The organism is Nocardioides sp. JCM 18998 (assembly GCF_055391535.1).
Window position 1 is genome coordinate 870,372 of sequence record NZ_AP043886.1, and the last position, 19,221, is coordinate 889,592.

The 19,221-nt window shown below is 70.9% G+C and carries 16 protein-coding genes; 12 read left to right on the forward strand and 4 right to left on the reverse strand.

Annotated features, from left to right (window positions below):
• Positions 1–27: 27 nt before the first annotated feature.
• Positions 28–1,740 (reverse strand): class I adenylate-forming enzyme family protein, encoded by a 1,713-nt coding sequence (locus tag ACZ5L9_RS04150; RefSeq protein ID WP_464534265.1) that lies wholly within the window; start codon positions 1,738–1,740, stop codon positions 28–30.
• A 190-nt stretch (positions 1,741–1,930) separates the two neighbouring features.
• Here ACZ5L9_RS04150 and ACZ5L9_RS04155 point away from each other — a divergent pair, with 190 nt between their 5' ends.
• The 11 genes from ACZ5L9_RS04155 to ACZ5L9_RS04205 all read left to right on the forward strand — a co-directional run bounded on the left by ACZ5L9_RS04155 (position 1,931) and on the right by ACZ5L9_RS04205 (position 14,908).
• Positions 1,931–3,091 (forward strand): thiolase family protein, encoded by a 1,161-nt coding sequence (locus ACZ5L9_RS04155; RefSeq protein WP_464534267.1) that lies wholly within the window; start codon positions 1,931–1,933, stop codon positions 3,089–3,091.
• 5 nt (positions 3,092–3,096) lie between these two features.
• Entirely contained in the window at positions 3,097–4,560 is a 1,464-nt protein-coding gene (locus ACZ5L9_RS04160; RefSeq protein ID WP_464534269.1) for an aldehyde dehydrogenase, read from the forward strand.
• 8 nt (positions 4,561–4,568) lie between these two features.
• Positions 4,569–5,648, forward strand: a complete 1,080-nt coding sequence (locus ACZ5L9_RS04165; protein WP_464534271.1) for a zinc-binding dehydrogenase — start codon at positions 4,569–4,571, stop codon at positions 5,646–5,648.
• A 34-nt stretch (positions 5,649–5,682) separates the two neighbouring features.
• Complete coding sequence (locus ACZ5L9_RS04170) at positions 5,683–6,486, forward strand: SDR family NAD(P)-dependent oxidoreductase (protein WP_464534273.1); 804 nt, start codon at positions 5,683–5,685, stop codon at positions 6,484–6,486.
• Between the two features lie 10 nt (positions 6,487–6,496).
• Positions 6,497–7,651, forward strand: coding sequence for an acyl-CoA dehydrogenase family protein (locus ACZ5L9_RS04175; protein WP_464534274.1), 1,155 nt, complete (start codon positions 6,497–6,499; stop codon positions 7,649–7,651).
• Between the two features lie 210 nt (positions 7,652–7,861).
• Entirely contained in the window at positions 7,862–8,713 is an 852-nt protein-coding gene (locus ACZ5L9_RS04180; protein ID WP_464534275.1) for an ABC transporter ATP-binding protein, read from the forward strand.
• A complete protein-coding gene (locus tag ACZ5L9_RS04185; protein WP_464534276.1) occupies positions 8,710–9,498 on the forward strand; it encodes an ABC transporter ATP-binding protein in 789 nt (262 codons plus the stop codon). Before ACZ5L9_RS04180 ends, ACZ5L9_RS04185 begins: the two co-directional genes overlap by 4 nt.
• Entirely contained in the window at positions 9,495–10,382 is an 888-nt protein-coding gene (locus ACZ5L9_RS04190) for a branched-chain amino acid ABC transporter permease (protein ID WP_464534277.1), read from the forward strand. The genes ACZ5L9_RS04185 and ACZ5L9_RS04190 overlap by 4 nt, the downstream gene beginning before the upstream one ends.
• Positions 10,375–11,583, forward strand: a complete 1,209-nt coding sequence (locus tag ACZ5L9_RS04195) for a branched-chain amino acid ABC transporter permease (protein ID WP_464534278.1) — start codon at positions 10,375–10,377, stop codon at positions 11,581–11,583. Before ACZ5L9_RS04190 ends, ACZ5L9_RS04195 begins: the two co-directional genes overlap by 8 nt.
• 41 nt (positions 11,584–11,624) lie before the next feature.
• Complete coding sequence (locus ACZ5L9_RS04200; RefSeq protein ID WP_464534279.1) at positions 11,625–12,881, forward strand: ABC transporter substrate-binding protein; 1,257 nt, start codon at positions 11,625–11,627, stop codon at positions 12,879–12,881.
• A gap of 101 nt (positions 12,882–12,982) precedes the next feature.
• Positions 12,983–14,908, forward strand: a complete 1,926-nt coding sequence (locus tag ACZ5L9_RS04205) for an alkyl/aryl-sulfatase (RefSeq protein ID WP_464534280.1) — start codon at positions 12,983–12,985, stop codon at positions 14,906–14,908.
• A 19-nt stretch (positions 14,909–14,927) separates the two neighbouring features.
• Here ACZ5L9_RS04205 and ACZ5L9_RS04210 read toward each other — a convergent pair whose 3' ends face one another.
• From ACZ5L9_RS04210 to ACZ5L9_RS04220, 3 genes are read right to left on the reverse strand one after another with little or no spacing between them, the layout of a single operon-like run.
• On the reverse strand, positions 14,928–15,695 hold the full coding sequence (locus ACZ5L9_RS04210; protein WP_464534281.1) for an enoyl-CoA hydratase/isomerase family protein: 768 nt from the start codon (positions 15,693–15,695) through the stop codon (positions 14,928–14,930).
• Positions 15,692–16,753 (reverse strand): acyl-CoA dehydrogenase family protein, encoded by a 1,062-nt coding sequence (locus ACZ5L9_RS04215; RefSeq protein WP_464534282.1) that lies wholly within the window; start codon positions 16,751–16,753, stop codon positions 15,692–15,694. Before ACZ5L9_RS04215 ends, ACZ5L9_RS04210 begins: the two co-directional genes overlap by 4 nt.
• The gene (locus tag ACZ5L9_RS04220) at positions 16,750–17,886 is read right to left on the reverse strand and encodes an acyl-CoA dehydrogenase family protein (protein ID WP_464534283.1); all 1,137 of its coding nucleotides are present in this window, start codon (positions 17,884–17,886) and stop codon (positions 16,750–16,752) included. Before ACZ5L9_RS04220 ends, ACZ5L9_RS04215 begins: the two co-directional genes overlap by 4 nt.
• A 168-nt stretch (positions 17,887–18,054) precedes the next feature.
• On the opposite strand from ACZ5L9_RS04220, the gene ACZ5L9_RS04225 reads away from it, so the two are divergent.
• Complete coding sequence (locus tag ACZ5L9_RS04225; protein ID WP_464534284.1) at positions 18,055–19,221, forward strand: thiolase family protein; 1,167 nt, start codon at positions 18,055–18,057, stop codon at positions 19,219–19,221.

Below are 19,221 nucleotides of genomic sequence, written 5' to 3' on the forward strand. Positions count from 1 at the left end.
GTGCCGGCGTCACGCTCCTCGCACGCCTCAGCCTGCGACGCGGGCACGCAGGTCGACCTTGCGGACCTTGCCCGTCGGGGTCACCGGCAGAGCGTCGAGCACGATGAGCTCGCGCACGCGCTGGTAGGGGGCGACCTGGGTCGCAACGTGGGCCAGCACCTCCTCGGCCAGCCCGTCGCTGCTCTCGAAGCCGGGACGCAGCACCACGAAGGCCACCGGCACCTCACCCGCAGACTCGCTGGGCCTTCCGACGACGGCAGCCTGCGCTACCGCCGGGTGCGAGCAGAGCAGCTCCTCGAGCGGCTGCGGGTAGACGTTGTAGCCCTTGTAGATGACCATGTCCTTGGAGCGGCCGACGAGGTAGAGGCAGCCGTTCTCGTCGACCCGTCCGCTGTCCCCGGTCATCAGCCAGCCGTCCTGGAACTGCCGTGCGGTGAGCTCGGGCTCGTCCTGGTAGCCGTCGGCGACCTGTGGGCCTCGGACCCAGAGCTCGCCGACCTCGCCGACGGCGACGGGCCCCCCGACGGCATCGCGGATCTCGACCTGCGTGTCGAAGAGGGGCACCCCGATGCTGCCCAGCGGAGGCGTCGGCTCAACCCCCACACCCAGCCCCGCGACACCCATCGTCGCCTCGCTCAGGCCGTAGCCCTCGAGCACGAACGAGGACGGGAAGACCTCGCCGAGCATGCGCAGAGCGGTCGTGTCGATCGGCGCCGCACCCGAGATCAGCAGCACGATCGAGGAGAGGTCCCGCTCGCCGATGCCCGGGCTGCGCAACAGCGCGTAGTACATGGCGGGCGAGCCGATGACATGGGTGACCCGATGGGTCTCGACCAGCGCAAGGAATCCATCGGGATCGAAGGAGCCGGTCGGGATCACGACCGTATTGCCCAAGATGACCTCGATGTTGTGCCCGACGAGACCGAGCCCGTGGAAGAACGGTGGCACGGCGAGGTAGACACCGGCCCCCGGCGTCAGAGAGCCGGCGCTGGCGGCCTCGGGGATCTGCCGCACGCTCACGCCACCGAGGTCGTCGATCACCGGGACGGCGGCGGCGCGCCAGCACGCGTTCTGAACAACGCTCGCCACGAGGTTGCGGTGCAGGACCCGTACGGCCTTCGAGCGGCCGGTCGTGCCCCCGGTGAGCTGGAGGTGGGCGACCAGGGAGGGGTCGAGGGTCTCTCCGGTCAGCGGCTCGGCAGCCTCCAGGTCGGCGAGCGGAACCACGTCGGCGGGGAGCTCTGCGACGGCGTCCTCGCCAGGGACGCAGACAACGAGCGCGCCGCACCCGGCGGCAGCCTCGATCGCGATCGCCAGGCATGCGGGACTGGTGACGATGGCCCTGGCCCGGACGTCCTGAAGCTGATCGCGCAGCGCCTTGACCGGTTGCGCCGGGTTGACCGGAGCCACGGCCGCGCCAGCGCACAGCGCTCCGTAGTAGGCAAGAACGAAGGAGATCGAGTTGGGCATGTGAAGCGCCACGACGTCCCCCTGCTCGATGCCGCGAGCCCGGAGGCCTCCGGCCACCCGGAGTGAGCGCTCGTGCAGCTCTCGGTAGGTGAGGGTGGTCCCCCCTTGGCGCAGCGCGATCCGCTCCCCATGGGCGCGCGCCGCGCCGGCAAGCAGCGCGTCGACTCCCGCCGCGGGATAGTCCAGGCTGCGCGGGAGATGGGCGAACCACGGCCCGGTCTCGGGGCTGGCGATCGAGGGGGTCGCGGTGCGGCTGAAGGCTGTGGACACGAACTTCTCCTCGGGTGTGTTACGAACGTCACTCCAGAAGTTAATCGCCGATAACGGCCTTGTCTAGACGGCGAATCGCTCGTTTTGTGAATCTTCGCTCACTCGTCTGCGGGTTGACGTGGAGGTTATTGGAGATTAACTTTTCTCGGGACTCGGGGACCCCCGAGCACTGGAGATCCAAGGAGATCCGATGCGAGACGCCGTCATCGTCGATGCCGTGAGGACCCCCGTCGGCAGGCGCGGGGGCGCCCTGTCCGGGATGCACGCGGCAACGCTGTCCGCCCACGTCCTGACCGCGCTCGCGGCCCGCAACGGCCTCGACCCGAGCCTCGTCGACGACGTCGTGTGGGGCTGTGCGGGCACCGTCGGCATGCAGTCAGGCTGCATCGGACGGGCCGCTGTGCTCGCCGCCGGCTGGCCGGAGTCGGTGCCTGGGGTGACCGTCGACCGCCAGTGCGGCTCCTCCCAGCAGGCGGTCCACCAGGCGGCCGCCGGTGTGATCGCCGGTCAGTACGACGTCGCCGTCGCCGGCGGGATCGAGATGATGAGCGCGATCCCGCTGGGAGCCACCCGCGCCGACGAGCGGTTCGGCGAACCCTTCGGTCCGGCCGTCCTCGAACGCTACGGCGTGCGCTTCAACCAGGGCACGGGCGCTCAGCTGATCGCGGACGAGTACGGCATCACCCGCGAGGAGATGGACCAGCACGCGCTGGACTCGCACCGTCGCGCGGCGGCCGCGATCGACGAAGGCCGCTTCAAGGACCAGGTCGTGCCGGTCACGGTGCCGGGTCCCGACGGCCCCACCGAGTTCTCGGTCGACGAGGGTGTCCGCCGTACGACGTCGCTCGAGACCCTCGCCGGACTCCGTCCGGCCTTCCGCGAGGACGGCAGCATCACCGCAGGCAACGCCTCGCAGATCTCCGACGGCGCCGGTGCACTGCTCGTGACGACCAGCGAGATCGCCGCTCGCCACGGCTGGACGCCGCTCGTCCGGGTGCACACCGCCGTCGTCACCGGCACCGACCCGGTCACGATGCTCAAGGGCCCGATCCCGGCGACCGAGAAGGTGCTCCGCCGAGCCGGCCTGTCCCTCGACGACATCGGAGTCTTCGAGATCAACGAGGCGTTCGCCTCGGTCTCGCTCGCCTGGCTGCGAGAGACCGGCGCGGACTACGAGCGGATGAACCCCAACGGCGGTGCGATGGCCATCGGGCACCCCATCGGCGGCTCCGGCGCCCGGATCATGACGACCCTCGTCCACCACATGCGCGACCAGGGCATCCGCTACGGCCTGCAGTCGATGTGTGAGGGCGGCGGGATGGCGAACGCGACGATCCTGGAGCTGGTGTGACACCGATGAGCGACGTCATCGAGCACTCCACCCTGTTCATCGGGGGCGCATGGACCGAGCCGGTGGGGACCGACGCCATCGAGGTCGTCTCACCGCACACCGAGAAGGTCGTGGGCCGCGTCCCGCACGCGTCGATCGCCGACGTCGATCGCGCGGTCGCGGCTGCCCGGGAGGCCTTCGACCACGGGCCGTGGCCGCGGATGAGCCTGGCCGAGCGCGCCGAGGTCGTGGGTCGCATCCGCGACGGCCTCGCCGCCCGCGCCCGCGAGCTCGCCGAGCTGGTCTCGCGGCAGAACGGCTCGCCGATCAGCTTCGCCGTGCCCGGCCAGGCACTCAGCGCCGTCGCGGCGTACTCGGCGGCCCTGGCCGTGGCCGAGCACGTCGAGCTCGAGGAGGAGCGCCCTGGCCTCACCGGTCCGCTCCTCGTCCGGCGTGAGCCGGTCGGCGTCGTCGCCGCCGTCGTACCGTGGAACGTGCCCCAGCTGGTCATCGCCGGCAAGCTCGGTCCGGCCCTGCTAGCCGGCTGCACGGTGGTGCTCAAGCCCGCACCCGAGACGCCCCTGGACTCCTACCTGCTCGCCGAGGTGTGCGAGGCAGCCGGACTGCCGCCGGGGGTGCTCAACGTCGTCCCCGCGGGCCGGGAGGTGGGTGCCCACCTGGTGGCGCATCGCGACGTCGACAAGATCGCGTTCACCGGATCGGTCGCTGCCGGTCGCGCCATCATGGCGTCGGCTGCGGCGAACCTGAGCCGGCTCACCCTCGAGCTCGGCGGCAAGTCGGCCGCGATCGTCCTCGAGGACGCCGACTTCGGCTCCGCCCTGCCGGGTCTGGTGGCCGACGCCTTCGCCAACAGCGGACAGGCGTGCGTGGCACGCACGCGGATCCTGCTGCCCGCGAGTCGGTACGACGAGTGGGCCGTCGCGATCACCGCGGCTGTGGCCGCCCTCCCTGTCGGCGACCCCTCCGACCGGGCAACGGCCATCGGCCCGATGGCCAGCCAGACGCAGCAGCGTCGCGTCCTCGACTACATCGGGATCGGCATCGACGAGGGCGCCGTGGTGCTCACCGGCGGCGGCGTGCCGGCCGACCGCGAGACCGGGTGGTACGTCGAGCCGACGCTCCTCGGCGAGGTCGACAACGCGATGCGGGTGGCTCAGGAGGAGATCTTCGGCCCGGTCGTCTGCCTGATCCGCTACAGCGACGAGGAGGAGGCGATCCGGATCGCGAACGACTCCCCCTACGGCCTGTCCGGCACGGTCTGGGCGGGCGAGGTCGAGCGCGGTGTCGAGGTCGCCCGACGCATCCGCACCGGGACCTACGCCGTGAACTGCGTGCGCTTCGACGTCGCCGGACCGTTCGGCGGCTACAAGAGCTCCGGCATCGGGCGGGAGTTCGGGCCGGAGGGCTTCGCGGCGTACCTCGAGACGAAGACCATCCATCTGCCGGCGCCGGTCGCCGCGAAGTCCTAGGAGCAGTCATGCAAGCAGCAGTTCTCCGTCGTACCGGCGACACCTCGCTCGCGGTGAGCGACGACGTCAAGGCCGTCTCGTTCGGTCCGGGCCGGGTCCGGATCCGGATCCATCGGGCGGGCCTGTGCCATTCCGACGTCTCGGCGATGAACGGCGTCCTCCCCCACCCCGCCCCCTTCGTGCCGGGTCACGAGGGTGCCGGCGAGGTCATCGAGGTGGGCGCGGACGTCACCCACGTGAAGGCCGGCGATCGGGTGATCGTCTGCTGGATGCCGCCGTGCGACCGGTGCGCCGCCTGCCGGGCGGGCGACGGGCACCTCTGTCGCTCGGGCCACCGTGACCTCGCCGTACCGAACTTCGTGGTCGACGGCGCGACGATGCCGGGCATGCTCGGCAAGGGCACGTTCGCCGAGGAGGTCGTGGTCGCCGCGTACGCCGCGATCCCGATCCCGGACGACGTCCCCTACGACATCGCTGCCCTCATCGGCTGCGGCGTCACGACCGGCATCGGCGCCGCGCTCAACACCGCCCGGGTGAGCGAGGGATCGACAGTCGTCGTGATCGGTCTGGGCGGGGTCGGCATCAGCATCGTCCAGGGCGCGAAGGTCGCCGGAGCGGCCCGCATCCTGGCGGTCGACCCGACACCGCAGCGTCGCGAGTGGGCGCTGAAGTTCGGCGCCACCGAGGCGGTCGCCCCCGATCAGCTCGCGGAGGCCACCGCAGAGGTGACAGGACGGCGCGGCTTCGACTACGCCTTCGAGGCGGTCGGCAAGCCGGGCACCCTGCGGGCGGCGTACGACGCGGCACGCCTCGGCGGCACGGTCTGCCTCGTCGGCGCCGGGTCCGCCACCGACCTGCCGGACATCTCGATGTCCGAGCTGGTCTTCTCCGAGAAGCGGATCCTGCCGTCGTTCTACGGCGGCGACGACATCCGCCGGACCTACGCCCGGATCATCGAGCTCTGGCGCGAGGGGCGGGTGGACCTGGACGGCATGGTCACCCACCACGTCTCGCTGCCCGACATCAACGAGGCCATCCGTCAGATGCAGACCGGTGAGGCGCTCCGCACCGTCATCGACCTCGCCTGACCTCTCGATCGACAGTCACCGAAAGGACACCGTCATGGGAACCCTCCAGAACAGGGTCGCGATCGTCACCGGCTCCGGCCGCGGCATCGGCCGCGAGATCGCCCTCAAGCTCGCCGCCGAAGGCGCCGACATCGTCGTCAACGACCTCGACCCCGAACCCGCCGAAGAGACCGCCCGCGACATCAAGGCAGCCGGCGGCAACGCGGTGGTCTGCGCAGGATCCGTCGCCGAGGACGGCTTCGCCGAGCGCTTCATCACCACCGCCACCGAGTCCTTCGGTGGCCTCGACATCATCGTCAACAACGCCGGCTACACCTGGGACACCGTCATCCAGAAGATGAGCGACGAGCAGTGGGACGCCATCCTCGACATCCACCTCAAGGCGCCGTTCCGGATCCTGCGCGCCGCCCAGCCCTACCTCAAGGCCCACCCCGTCGAGCACCACCGCAAGGTCGTCAACATCTCGTCGGTGGCCGGCGTCTTCGGCAACGCGGGTCAGGCCAACTACGCCGCCGCCAAGGCAGGCGTGATCGGCCTGACCAAGACCCTGGCCAAGGAATGGGGTCGCTACAAGGTCAATGTCAACGCGGTGGCCTACGGCTGGATCATGACCCGGATGACCGCGGCGGTCGCCGGCGACGACTCGTTCATCGACGTCGACGGCCGGCGGATCAAGTCCGGCATCAACGCCGACCGGGCGGCGGCCGCCGCACAGCTGATCCCGTTCGGTCGGCCGGGCACCCCGGTCGAGGCGGCCGGTGCCGTCTACCTGCTCTGCACGCCCGAGTCCGACTACGTCAACGGCCAGTGCCTGACCGTCGACGCCGGTCAGCGTTGAGGAGGCAGCCGTGAAGCGCACCGTCTTCGACGAGGACCACGAGACCTTCCGCGACACGATCCGGTCGTTCATCGCCAAGGAGGTCGTGCCCGACTACGACCGCTGGCTCGAGGAGGGCACACCGCGCGACCTCTTCCGGCGCCTCGGCGACCTGGGCGTGATGGGCTTCGACATCCCCGAGGAGTACGGCGGGGCAGGTCCGACCAGCTTCAAGTACCAGGCCGTCCTGCTGGAGGAGGCTGGCCGCGCGGGTGTCGTGCTCGGCCACTTCGGGGTGACGTCGGGCATCGTGCTGCCCTACCTGCTGCGACTGGCCAACGCGGAGCAGCGTGCGCGCTGGCTGCCCCGGATCGCGACGGGCGACATCACCTGCGCCATCGCGATGACCGAGCCGGGCACCGGCTCCGACCTGGCCGGCATCAGGACGAACGCCTCGCTGTCGGCGGATGGGACGCACTACGTCCTCAACGGAGCGAAGACCTTCATCACCGGTGCCCGGAACTCCGAGCTGATCGTCGTCGTCGCGCGCACCTCGCCGGCCGCCCCCGAGGACCGCCGCACCGGGCTGTCCCTCCTCGTCGTCGAGACGGACTCGCCGGGCTTCACCTTCGGGCGCAAACTGCAGAAGCTCGGCCTGCACGCCTCGGACACCAACGAGCTGTCCTTCGTCGATGTCCGCGTTCCGGTCGAGAACCTCCTGGGCGAGGAGGGCCGAGGGTTCTTCTACCTCGGCCAGAACCTGCCGCGCGAACGGCTCGCGATCGGCGTCACCACGGTGGCCTCGGCCACCGCCGCGATCGAGCACGCACGGGCCTACGCACTCGAGCGCGAGGTCTTCGGCAAGCCGGTCGCGGGGTTCCAGAACACCAAGTTCGTGCTTGCGGAGTGCGCCACCGATCTCGAGGCTGCGCGTGCCCTCCTCGACAAGGGGCTCGACCTCGACGAGAGGGGCGAGCTGACTCCGGCCGATGCCGCCAAGATCAAGCTCTTCTGCAGCGAGATGGCCGGGCGGGTGATCGACAAGTGCCTGCAGGTGCACGGCGGCTACGGCTACATGCTCGAGTACCCGATCGCGCGCCTGTACGCCGACACCCGTGTTACGCGCATCTACGGCGGCACGAGCGAAGTGATGAAGACGATCATCGCCAAGGACCTCGGCCTCTAGGTCACCGGTCGCGATCACGCGCCCCTCCGTCGCAGTCCCATGACTGCCGACGGAGGGGCGCCGCCGTCTGTCTAAGTGAATCCGCGGTGCCATCCGAAAGATCATCGCCTTTCCCCTTGACACTGTGACGCCGCTCACGCTTAAGTGAACTTCCAATAACCACTGCGGCGGGTCCTTTCGGACCGGCCCGTGATGATGGGAGGAGCCGGGATGGGTACGCCAAGCACCGCCGAGGCCCTGGTCGTCCGCGAGCTCGCGGTCACCTACGGCCGGGCGGTCCAGGCCCTCGACGCAGTCGGTCTCGAGGTCTCGACGGCGGACGTCGTCGCGCTGCTCGGCGCCAACGGCGCCGGCAAGACGACGCTGCTGCGCGCTGTGTCCGGGACGCTTCCCCTGCATGGCGGGACGGTCGAGTCGGGATCGATCTCGTTCGGCGGGCGCCCCTTGCGCGGCGACGACTCCGCCCAGGTAGTACGGGCCGGCGTCGTCCAGGTCCCCGAAGGGCGCCGGGTCTTCGCCAGCATGTCCGTCGAGGAGAACCTCCGCGCAGGCGCCCTCGGGGTCCGCGGTAGGTCCCGCCGGCAGACGGCCGACGCCCACGCCCGGGTCCTCGACCTCTTCCCCCGGCTCGCCGAGCGCCGTACGCAGGCCGCCGGGCTGCTCTCGGGTGGCGAGCAGCAGATGCTGGCACTGGGTCGGGCCCTGATGTCAGGGCCCCGGGTCCTGTTGCTCGACGAGCCGTCCCTGGGCCTGGCGCCGCAGATGGTCGAGCGGATCGCGTCGATCATCCGTGCCATCCACGCCGACGGCATCGGCGTGCTCCTGGTCGAGCAGAACGCGGCGCTCGCACTCGACCTGGCCGACCACGCCTACGTCCTCGACGTCGGCCGCATCCGGCTGCACGGCCCAGCAGCCGACCTGGCCAGCTCCGACGAGGTCCGCCGCCTCTACCTCGGCGAGGCCGTCGCCGGTTCGCCCGAGAGCGCACCCGAGAGCGCACCCGAGATCGCGACCGGCGCGCCCGAAGCCGGCGTGCCGACGCTGACGAGGTGGGCGGGATGACCGCGGCGCGCCACACGCCCGCCACCTTGACGGTCACCGACCTGACGGTCCGGTTCGCCGGCATCGTCGCTCTCGACGACGTGTCGTTCACCGTGCGGCCCGGCACCATCCACGCACTGATCGGCCCGAACGGCGCGGGCAAGTCGACCTGCTTCAACGTCATCTCAGGCGTCTACCGACCGGCGGCGGGCAGCATCCGGTTGGGCGAGGACGAGCTCGCCTCGCGTCCGCCGGCCGGCGTGGCGAGCCTCGGCGTAGCCCGGACGTTCCAGAACATCGTGCTCACCCGCGGCACCGTCGCCGACAACGTCATGCTGGGGCGTCACACGGTCACCCGAGCCGGTTTCGTCGCCTCAGCGCTCCGTCTCCCCTCGGCCGTGGCCGAGCAGCGCCGGCACCGCGAGCGCGCCCGTGAGATCGCCGAGTTCGTCGGCCTCGGGCCCTGTTTCGACACCCCGGTCGCCGCCCTGCCGTACGGCACCCGCAAACGGGTCGAGCTGGCGCGCGCCCTGTGCCTGGAGCCTCGGCTGCTGCTGCTCGACGAGCCCGTGGCCGGGATGAACACGACCGAGCGCGTCGAGATGGCCAGCACCATCGAGCACGTCCGCGACGCGCTGGGGATCTCGGTCCTCGTGGTCGAGCACGACATGGGTCTGGTGATGCGTCTCGCCGACGACGTCACAGTCCTCGACTTCGGATGCCGGATCGCCTCCGGCACACCGGAGAGCGTGCAACGAGACCCCGAGGTGATCCGCGCCTACCTGGGCTCGGAGGTGCCCCGATGAACACCCTCGCGCAGATGCTCGTCAACGGCGTGGCGCTCAGCTCGGTCTACGCGCTGGTCGCCCTCGGCTTCACGATCATCTACCAGGCCTCGCACGCGATGAACTTCGCGCACGGGTCCCTGATGGTCCTCGGCGGCCTGGTCCTCGCTCGGCTGCACAGTGCACTCGGCTTCTGGCCCGCGCTGCTCGTCGCCGCGCTCGCCACAGCCGGTGCCGCCCTGGTGGAGGCGCTCGTCCTGCGCGCCGCCCGTCGCCACGACGTCGCGACGCTGGCGATCATGACGATCGGCTTCAACGTCCTCCTCTCGGCCGAGCTGGCGCGTCGGATCGGCATCGACGTCCTCTCCCTCGGCGACCCGTGGGGATCGGGGATCGTCACCATCGCCGGAGTCACCCTCGCCACGACCCGGCTCGCCTCGATCGTCGTGGCCGGCGTGCTGATCGGCCTGTTCTTCGCCGCCTTCCGCCACACCCGCTGGGGGCTGGCGATGCGCGCCTCGGCCGTGGACCGCGAAGCCGGCGCACTCATGGGCATCCGCCACCGCCGCCTGGAGCTGTCCGGGTGGGCGATCGCCGGTGCACTCGCCGCCGTGGCGGTCGTCTTCATCGCCGCGTTCCCCAGCCAGGGCCTGGACCAGACGACCGGGACGATCGCCCTCGCCGCCTTCCCCGCCGCCGTCATCGGCGGCATGGGCAACCCCGCCGGGGCGCTCCTGGGCAGCCTCGCGATCGGAGTCACCGAGGCCGCCACCGCGACCTACCAGGATCACCTCACCGTGCTCGGCTCCGGGCTGCCCGTGATCGCGCCATACGTCGTGATGGTCGCCGTCCTGCTCGTCCGACCCGAGGGCCTGCTCGGTGCGAAGGAGACCACCCGTGTCTGAGTCCACCGCAACGACCGCGCAGCGGTCGTCCACTCCCCGCCGCACGCCCGGTCCTCGGTCCGGTCCGCGACGTGCCGGCCTGCGCACGGCCCCGTGGCGCGCGATCCTCCTGATCGCGGCAGCCGTCGTCCTGCTCGCGCTGCCGCTCTACCTCACTGCCTTCTGGTTGCAGGTCGGGCTGTTCGCCATGTCCGCCGCCGTCGGCGCGATCGGCCTCAACCTGCTCCTCGGCACCGCGGGCCAGCTCTCCCTCGGGCACTCGTTCTTCCTGGCCGTCGGCGCCTACGGCTACGCCTGGCTGGCCGGCGACTCGGGTCACGACGGCACCATCGATCTCAGCGGCCTCGGACTGCCGCCGCTCCTGGCGTTCGTGCTGGCCGTCGGCCTGGCCGGGCTCGCCGGCGCGGCCTTCAGCCCGATCTCGGGACGCCTGCGCGGCCTCCACCTCGGCGTCGCGACGCTCGCGCTGGTCTACGTGGGGCAGCACGTGATGCTCAACGCACGCTCGGTGACAGGCGGCTCCGACGGGCGCGGCATCCCGTCGATGGACATCTTCGGATTCCGGCTCGCGGACTCCGGGGCGCACCCGCTGCTCGTGCTGGGCGTGCCGTTCGACCGCCTCGAGCGGCTCTGGTACTTCGGCCTCGCCCTCGTCGCCCTCGCCTGGTGGCTGGGGCGCAACCTGTTGCGCGGCCGGCCCGGACGGGCCCTGGGCGCATTGCGTGACAGTGAGCTCGCCGCATCGGTGATGGGCGTGCGGGTGGCCCACTACCGCGCGGCGGCGTTCACCGTCTCCTCGATGTACGCCGGTGCAGCCGGGGCCCTGCTCGGCCTGGCCTATGAGCGCATCGTGCCCGACTCGTTCGGGATCATGGTCTCGATCAACTTCCTCGCGATGATCGTGATCGGCGGTCTCGGCTCGGTGGGCGGTGCGGTCGCCGGCGCTGTCTTCGTCTCGTCCCTGCCCCAGGTGCTCGGCTACTACGCGCCCCACCTGCCACTCGTCGTACCTGATGGATCCATCGAGCCCGGAATCCTCCCGGTGGAGGCGTCGAACTACCTCTACGGCACGGCGATCCTCCTGGTGATGATCTTCGCCCCCGGAGGCCTGGCCGGCATCCCGGCGTCCCTCCGCGTCCGAGTCCTGCGACGACGACGCCGGCCGGCGTCGGCGTCCCCCCCATCGCGCGCCGAGATCTGACGGCCCGTGTCTCTGCACCGCCCACTCACCAAGGAGATCCGTTGAACAGCATCACCAAGATGGTCGGCGTCGCATCGGCGGCCGTGCTCACGCTGGCGCTCGCCGGGTGCGGTACGAAGTCCGCCGCTGACCACCCAGCATCCGCCGACGGCATCAAGACCGGCCCCGGCATCTCCAGCTCCAGCATCGATCTCGGCGCGTTGACAGTGACCAGCGGCCCCGGAGCCTCGCTGGGCACGTCGGTGCTCCAGGCCCAGCAACTCGTCGTCGACCAGACCAACGCCGCCGGCGGCGTCTGCCACCGTGACCTGCACCTCGAGGTCCGCGACACCGCACTCGACCCACAGCGCGCGGTGGCGGCGTACAACGAGATCGAGCCGAAGATCGCGGGCATCAGCCAGCTCCTCGGCACCGCACCGACCGCGGCGCTCGTCGACAGCATCGAGCAGGATCAGATGATGACGATGGTCGGCGGCTTCTCGGCCGATCTCCTCGGTCACCAGCACCTCCAGATCCCGGGCAGCACCTACGACATCGACATGATCAACGGCCTCAACTTCCTGGCGAAGGCGGCCGGGCTGAAGCCCGGGGACAAGGTCGGCCACGTCTACATCTCCGGCGAGGCCGGCAGCAACGCGCTCGCCGGCTCGACGTACGCCGCCAAGAAGCTCGGCCTCACCATCGTGGGGCAGGAGGTCTCGCCGACCGCGACCGACCTGACGCCACAGGTCTCCGCGCTCAAGGCGGCCGGTGTCAAGGCCGTCCTGCTGACGGTTCTGCCGCCCGCGACCGCCTCCTTCGTCGGCGTCTCGGCCGCAACCGGCATGACGGTGCCGATGCTCGCGAACTCCGTCGGGTACGACGTCGCGCTCCTCGGCACTCCGGCGGCGGCCGCCCTGGAGAAGATGCTGTACGTCGCCTCCCCCATGGCCGGGCCCGATTCCGACGCTGCGGGCGTCAAGACGTTCATCGCCGACTACGAGAAGAAGTACCCGAGCTCCAAGCCGTCGTCGGCGACGCTGCAGGGCGCCGCACTGATGCGGATGATGGTCGCGGCCCTCAAGGGTGCGTGCGAGGCGGGCGATCTGAGCCGGGCCGGCATCACCACAGCACTGCACAAGCTCTCCGACTTCGACACCGGCCTGGGCACCACCCTCGACCTCACCGACCCGAGCAAGGCGCCGAGCGACAAGACCTTCATCCAGCAGCCGTCGAAGGACTCGGTCGGCGGTCTCAAGTCCGTCAAGGACGGATTCACCGATCCCTCCGTCGCGGACTACCTCTCCTCGCAGGGCTGACCATCCGGCCGGGAGGGGGTGACCTCTCCCGGCCCGCTCGTCGCCGCTCGCTCCACCCGTCTCGTCCGCCTGCCCCGCACGTCTCACCGAAGGAGCACTCCATGTGCCACGCCCCCAAGGACGCCACGGCCACCACGGCCCAGGTCAACCGGGACGCTCTCCAGCGCTACGACATGGGAGACGTCGCTGACTTCCACGACGTACGTCGCGGGTTCATCGCCCCGCTCCCCGGCGGGCACGTCACCGCCGAGGACGGCCGCGTCCTCTTCGACACCGCGGCCTACGACTTCCTCGACGACCAGCCCTGCCCCGACACGGTCAACCCGAGCCTGTGGCGTCAGTCCCAGCTGCTCCGCCGGGCTGGGCTCTTCCGGGTCGTGGACAACCTCTACCAGGTGCGCAGCTCCGAGGTGGCGAACCTGACGATCGTCGACGGCGAAGACGGCCTCGTGGTCATCGACGCCATGACGTCGGTCGAGTCGGCACGGGCCGGGCTGCAGCTCTTCCGTGAGCACGTCAGTGACAAGCCGGTGGTCGGGGTGATCTACACCCACACGCACGTCGACCACTACGGCGGTGTCAAGGGCCTGGTCGACCCGGCCGACGTGGCCGCGGGCCGGGTGCGGATCATCGCGCCGGGCCATGAGTTCGAGAAGCACGCGATCGGCGAGAACATCGTCGTCGGCAGCGCGATGTCCCGGCGAGCGTCGTACGCGTTCGGCAGCATGCTCGATGTCGGCCCGCGGCAGACCGTCAGCTGCGGAATCGGCATCGGGTCCGGCGGAACCGGTCGCACCGTCTCCTACCTGTCACCGACCGACCTGGTCACCCAGACCGGGCAGAAGCACCACCTCGCCGGGCTGACCTTCGAGTTCCTCTACGCGCCCGACACCGAGGCACCCGAGGAGATGCACATCTGGATCCCCGAGCTCAAAGCGCTCACCTGCGCGGAGAACGCCCAGCACTCGCTGCACAACATCCAGACCTTGCGCGGCGCACGCACCCGCGACGCCCGGAACTTCGCTCGCTACCTCGACGAGACCCTCGAGCGCTGGGGAGACGAGGCCACGGTCCACTACGGCCCGCACACGTGGCCGGTCTGGGACAACGAGAACGTGGTGGAGTTCCTCTCCTCCCAGCGCGACACCTACAAGTACATCCACGACCAAGCCCTGCGGATGGCCAACAAGGGCTACACCGCGATCGAGGCCGCCGAGATCCTGGAGCTGCCGGACGCGCTGGGCCGCAAGTGGTGGAACCGCGGCTACCACGGCACCGTGCACCACAACGTGCGAGCGGTCTTCCACAAGGAGCTCGGCATGTGGGACGGCGACCCGGTCTCCCTGAACCCGCTGCCGGCCACCGAGTCGGCCACCCGGTACGTCGACCTGATCGGTGCCGACGCCGTGCTCGCGGAGGGCCGGCGGGCATTCGAGGCCGGCGACTACCGCTGGGCCGTGGAGATCCTGCACAAGCTGGTCTTCGCCGAGCCCGACAACGAGCAGGCTCGCCTGCTCCAGGCCGATGCCTACGAGCAGCTCGGCTACCAGGCCGAGGGCCCGCAGTGGCGCGGCGTCTACCTGACGATGGCGAGCGAGCTGCGCAACGGCATCGCCGTGCAGACGTTCAGCTCGGTGGCCGGCGACATCGTCCTGGGCATGCCCACCGAGCTGCTCTTCGACTACGCCGCCGTCCGGGTCATCGGCGAGCGCGCGGCACAGGTCGACCTGCGCATCGACTTCGTCTTCACCGACCTCGACGAGACCTGGACCATGTGGATCCACAACGGCGTGCTCAACGCACGCCACGGCGCCTCGCCGGACGCCCAGCTCACCGTGTCCGGGCCGAAGAGGGCCCTCGTCGGCGCAGTGATGCGACCTGCGGAGATCTCCCCGGCCGTCGAGGCCGGGGTGCTCTCGACACTCGGCGACGCCGGCGTGCTGACGACGTACGCCGGGCTGCTCGACGAGTTCGACCGCGACTTCCCGATCGGGGTCCCCGAGCGAGCGCCGCTCGGCGGACGTTGAGCCGAGCGGCCGGTGAAGCTCAGCGGCCGATGAACTCGGGCTTCTCGCGGACCAGGTTCGCCGCGATTCCGCGGCGGCTGTCCTCGGTGTCCCACAGCCACGCCTGCTCCGCGAGCTCGCGCTCCAGCGCGAGTCGAGCACGGGCCGCCACCGGTCCGCGCAGGGTGGTCTTCATCGACTGCACCGCCAACGGTGCTGCGGCTGCGATCTCGGCGGCCCATCGCACGGCCTCGGCACGCTGCTCGCCGTCCGGCACGAGCCGGTCGACCAGCCCGATCTCGAGCGCGGCTGCGCCGTCCAGCCGGCGGCTGGTGTAGAGCAGGTCGGCCGCCCGTTGCGGGCCGACCAGGTCCGGCAGCGTCACGCTGAGGGCGAAGCCCTGGTGGAAGCCGAGGGCCGAGAAGTTGGCGTGCAGGCGCGACGACGGGGACGCGACCCGGAAGTCGGCGGCACAGGCGAGGCCGAGGCCGCCTCCGACCGCCGAGCCCTGGATGGCGGCGATCATCGGGACCGGAAGCTCGAAGAGCCGCATCGCCTCGGTGTAGAGACGACGAGCGGTGGCCTGCCGATCACCGCCGGCCAGCTCACCCGCCCCGAAATCGGCCCCGGCACAGAAGTGCTTCCCCTCCGAGCAGAGGACCAGGGCCCGGATGCCTGATCGGTGGAGCTCGGTGGCCGCGTCGGCGAGATGGGCGATCGTCTCGCGGTCGAAGTAGTTGGCCGGCGGCTTGGCGATCTCGAGGATTCCGACGAGTCCCTGCGTCTCGACCCGGACCGGAGTGCTCATCGGACGCCCACCTCGACCCGGTTGACATCCGCGTCGACCACGGCGTCGACGAGGCCACCGGCGGCGATCGCGGCGCCGCCGAGGCGCGTCGTCACCGCCAGCTCGTCGCCGAAGCCGCTGCGCCAGGCCTGCAGTCGCCGGGTGAGCAGCTGGAGGGGATACTCCCTCGTCATCCCGATCGCACCGTGCGCCTGGTGGGCCGCGGAAGCCGCGAGTCGGGCCTCACGCGAGGTGACCGCCTTGGCGGCCAGGCATGCCAGCTCGAACGAGCCCAGGTCGGCAGCGAGACCGGCCCGCTCGACCGACAGGCGGGTCACCGTCGCGGCCTGGGCGAGGGTGACGACGTGGGCCTGCACGGACTGGAAGGTCGAGACCGCACGGCCGAACTGGATCCGCTCGGTGACGTAGTCGCGGGTGAGCTGGAAGGCTCCGGCGATCGCACCCGCGAGCTGCGCCGAGCGCAACAGCGCGCCGCGGAACAGCACGGCCTCCGGCGTCCCCTTCCACGCCCACGCCTCGACGGCGAGGTCGTCGACGTGCAGGTCGTCGCTGGGCATCCCGGCCAGATCGCTTCCCGCTCGGGTGCGCGCCTGCTTCGGGTCCAGCCGGACGACGTACGGCGCCCCCGACACGTCGGGCACGAGCGCGACGACCGTGTCGACGGCGCCGCCCCACGGCACCGACCTCGCCACGCCGCTCAGGACACCGTCCGCGAGGCTCAGCCCGCGGACCTCCGGTACGACCGTCATCGGCGCGTCGGTCACCTGCACACCGACCTCGGCGAGCAGCCAGGCCGCGAGGCTGGTCTCGGCGAGCGGCAGCGGTACGGCGTGCCGTGCAGCGACCCGGAGCACGACGAGGAGCTCGGCCAGGCTGCCCCCGGCTCCCCCATTTCCTTCGTCGATGCCCACCAGCGGGAAGCCGAGCTCGGCGACCCCCGGCCAGGTCGCGAGGTCGCGTGCCGTCGGCTCGATCGCGCTCACGGTCTCGGTCGGGTAGCGATCGCCGAAGAGCCGATCGGCCACGCCCTCGAGGTCGACGCCGGTCGATGTGCTCACAGCTGCAGTCCTTTCGCGACGACGTTGCGCAAGATCTCGGTGGTGCCACCGCGGATGGTCCACGACGGTGCGACGAGGAGCGCCCGGGCCAGGAGCGACTCCCAGGGGTCCTCGGCGGTCAGCTCGGGGGCGTGACCGAGGTGGCGGACCACGATCTCGACGCACTCCTGCTCGAACCGCGTCGCCATGTCCTTGACCAGCGCTGCCTCGACCGTGGGCGACTGCCCCCGATCGACCATCCGCGCGATCGACATCGACAGGCCGTGGAACGCCCAGCAGCGCGCGAGGATCGAGCCGACGTCCGCCCGGACAGTGTCCACCGCGGAGGAGTCCAACGAGGCCACCCAGTGCTCGAGCACGGGCATCAGCGACATCCAGCGGTCGACGCCACCACGCTCCAGGACGAGCTCGGCGGTGTTCTGGCCCCATCCCGCGCCGACCTCGCCCAGGCGCATCTCGTCGGGGACCAGCACGTCCTCCAAGACCACCTCACAGAACTCGCCGGTGCCGTCGATGAACGGGATCCGGGAGACCTTCACCCCGGGGAGGTGCCGATCGAGGATGAACTGCGTGAGGCCGCGGTGCCGGTCCTCGGAGGTCCGGATCAGCGCGAGGATGTGGGTGGCGCCGTATGCGCCCGTGGTCCAGACCTTGGTGCCGTTGACCCGCCAGCCACCGTCGACGCGCTCGGCGCGGGTGCGCAGGGAGGCGAGGTCGGATCCGGAGTCGGGCTCGCTCATACCGATCGCGAACGAGAGCTCCCCCGAAGCGATGCGAGGCAGGAACCAAGCCTTCTGCTCCGGCGTGCCGTTGGCAGCGATGTTGGGCCCCGACTGTCGGTCGGCGATCCAGTGCCAGGCCACCGGCGCGCCGACGGCGAGGAGCTCCTCGACCACGATCAGGCGCTCGACCGCAGTCCGGCCACCGCCGTACTCGGGCGGGAAGGACATGCCGAGCCAGCCGCGCTCACCCAGGGCCCGCGAGAACGCCGGATCCGCCGGCGCGCCCATGCCGAGACCGATCTCGTAGCTGCCCGGGGGTAGCCGCTCGGCGAGGAACGCGCGCACCTCGGCACGCAGCTCCCGCTCGGCTTCACTCAGCTCGGTCGCCTCCAGGGCGGTCAGGACCGGCACGCACCGTCACCTCCGTCAGATGGGCCACGAATCGGCCCGTTATCGCTCTTGCGAATTTACGCTACCTTAGATTTGGGCTGTTTTGCACTGAGAAGTGAATCTTGACGACCACAACGACTGCGATCATGATGCTGATGAACGCCTAACCCATACGACCTAGGAGGACCCATGACGGACGCCGTCATCGTGGATGCGGTGCGGACCCCGATCGGCAGGCGCGGAGGCGCGCTGGCCGGCATCCACCCCGTGGACCTGTCCGCGCACGTCCTGACCGCACTCGCCGCCCGGACGGGGCTGGACCCCGCCGAGGTCGACGACGTCGTCTGGGGATGTGTCACCCAGATCGGCGAGCAGGCCGGCGGCGTGGGGCGGTACGCCGTGCTCGCTGCCGGTTGGCCCGAGTCGGTTCCCGGGGTCACGGTGCATCGCGCCTGCGGCTCCTCGCAGCAGTCGGTCCACTTCGCGGCCGCAAGTATCGCGGCCGGCCACTACGACATCGCCGTCGCCGGCGGCGTCGAGAGCATGTCTCGCGTCCCGATGGGGGCGGGCCGCGACCTTCCGCAGTATGGAACGCCGTTCGGTCCGGCCGTCCGAGCCCGCTACGACCACGTCGAGTTCAACCAGGGGGTGGGGGCCGAGCTGATCGCGCAGCGCTATGGCTTGACCCGCACCGACCTGGACGAGCACGCGCTCGAGTCCCACGCCCGAGCCGCCTCGGCGGCGGCCGAGGGCCGCTTCAAGGACCAGATCGCACCCGTCGAGGTCGACGCCACAGACGGCGGCACCATCACCTTCGACGCCGACGAGGGCATCCGGGTCGGCGGCACGACGGAGAGGCTCGCCTCGCTTCCGACGCCGTTCCTGCCCGACGGTGTGGTGACCGCCGCGAGCTCCTCGCAGATCTCCGACGGGGCGGCAGCGCTGCTGATGACGTCCAGCGAGGTCGCCGCCCGACACGGCTGGGCCCCGATGGCGCGCGTCCACACGGTCGCACTCGCCGGAGCCGATCCCGTGACGATGGCGCTCGGCCCCATCCCGGCGACGTTCAAGGCCCTCGAGCGCGCCGGGCTCGGCATCGACGACATCGGCGCCTTCGAGGTCAACGAGGCGTTCGCCCCGGTGACCCTCGCCTGGCTGCGCGAGACCGGCGCCGACCCGGCCCGCCTCAACCCGCTGGGCGGGGCGATGGCTCTCGGCCACCCGCTGGGGGCCTCGGGGGCACGGCTGGCGACCACTCTGCTGCACCACATGCGCGACCAGGGCATCCGCTACGGCCTGCAGGCGATGTGCGAGGCCGGCGGCATGGCGAACGCGACCATCTTCGAGCTCTTGTGA

Excerpts from the sequence above, each read along its gene's own strand:
- ACZ5L9_RS04155 (WP_464534267.1), top strand. The coding sequence starts at position 1,931 with ATGCGAGACGCCGTCATCGTCGATGCCGTGAGGACCCCCGTCGGCAGG.
- ACZ5L9_RS04160 (WP_464534269.1), top strand. The coding sequence starts at position 3,097 with ATGAGCGACGTCATCGAGCACTCCACCCTGTTCATCGGGGGCGCATGG.
- ACZ5L9_RS04165 (WP_464534271.1), top strand. The coding sequence starts at position 4,569 with ATGCAAGCAGCAGTTCTCCGTCGTACCGGCGACACCTCGCTCGCGGTG.
- ACZ5L9_RS04170 (WP_464534273.1), top strand. The coding sequence starts at position 5,683 with ATGGGAACCCTCCAGAACAGGGTCGCGATCGTCACCGGCTCCGGCCGC.
- ACZ5L9_RS04180 (WP_464534275.1), top strand. The coding sequence starts at position 7,862 with ATGGGTACGCCAAGCACCGCCGAGGCCCTGGTCGTCCGCGAGCTCGCG.
- ACZ5L9_RS04185 (WP_464534276.1), top strand. The coding sequence starts at position 8,710 with ATGACCGCGGCGCGCCACACGCCCGCCACCTTGACGGTCACCGACCTG.
- ACZ5L9_RS04190 (WP_464534277.1), top strand. The coding sequence starts at position 9,495 with ATGAACACCCTCGCGCAGATGCTCGTCAACGGCGTGGCGCTCAGCTCG.
- ACZ5L9_RS04205 (WP_464534280.1), top strand. The coding sequence starts at position 12,983 with ATGTGCCACGCCCCCAAGGACGCCACGGCCACCACGGCCCAGGTCAAC.
- ACZ5L9_RS04210 (WP_464534281.1), bottom strand. The coding sequence starts at position 15,695 with ATGAGCACTCCGGTCCGGGTCGAGACGCAGGGACTCGTCGGAATCCTC.
- ACZ5L9_RS04225 (WP_464534284.1), top strand. The coding sequence starts at position 18,055 with ATGACGGACGCCGTCATCGTGGATGCGGTGCGGACCCCGATCGGCAGG.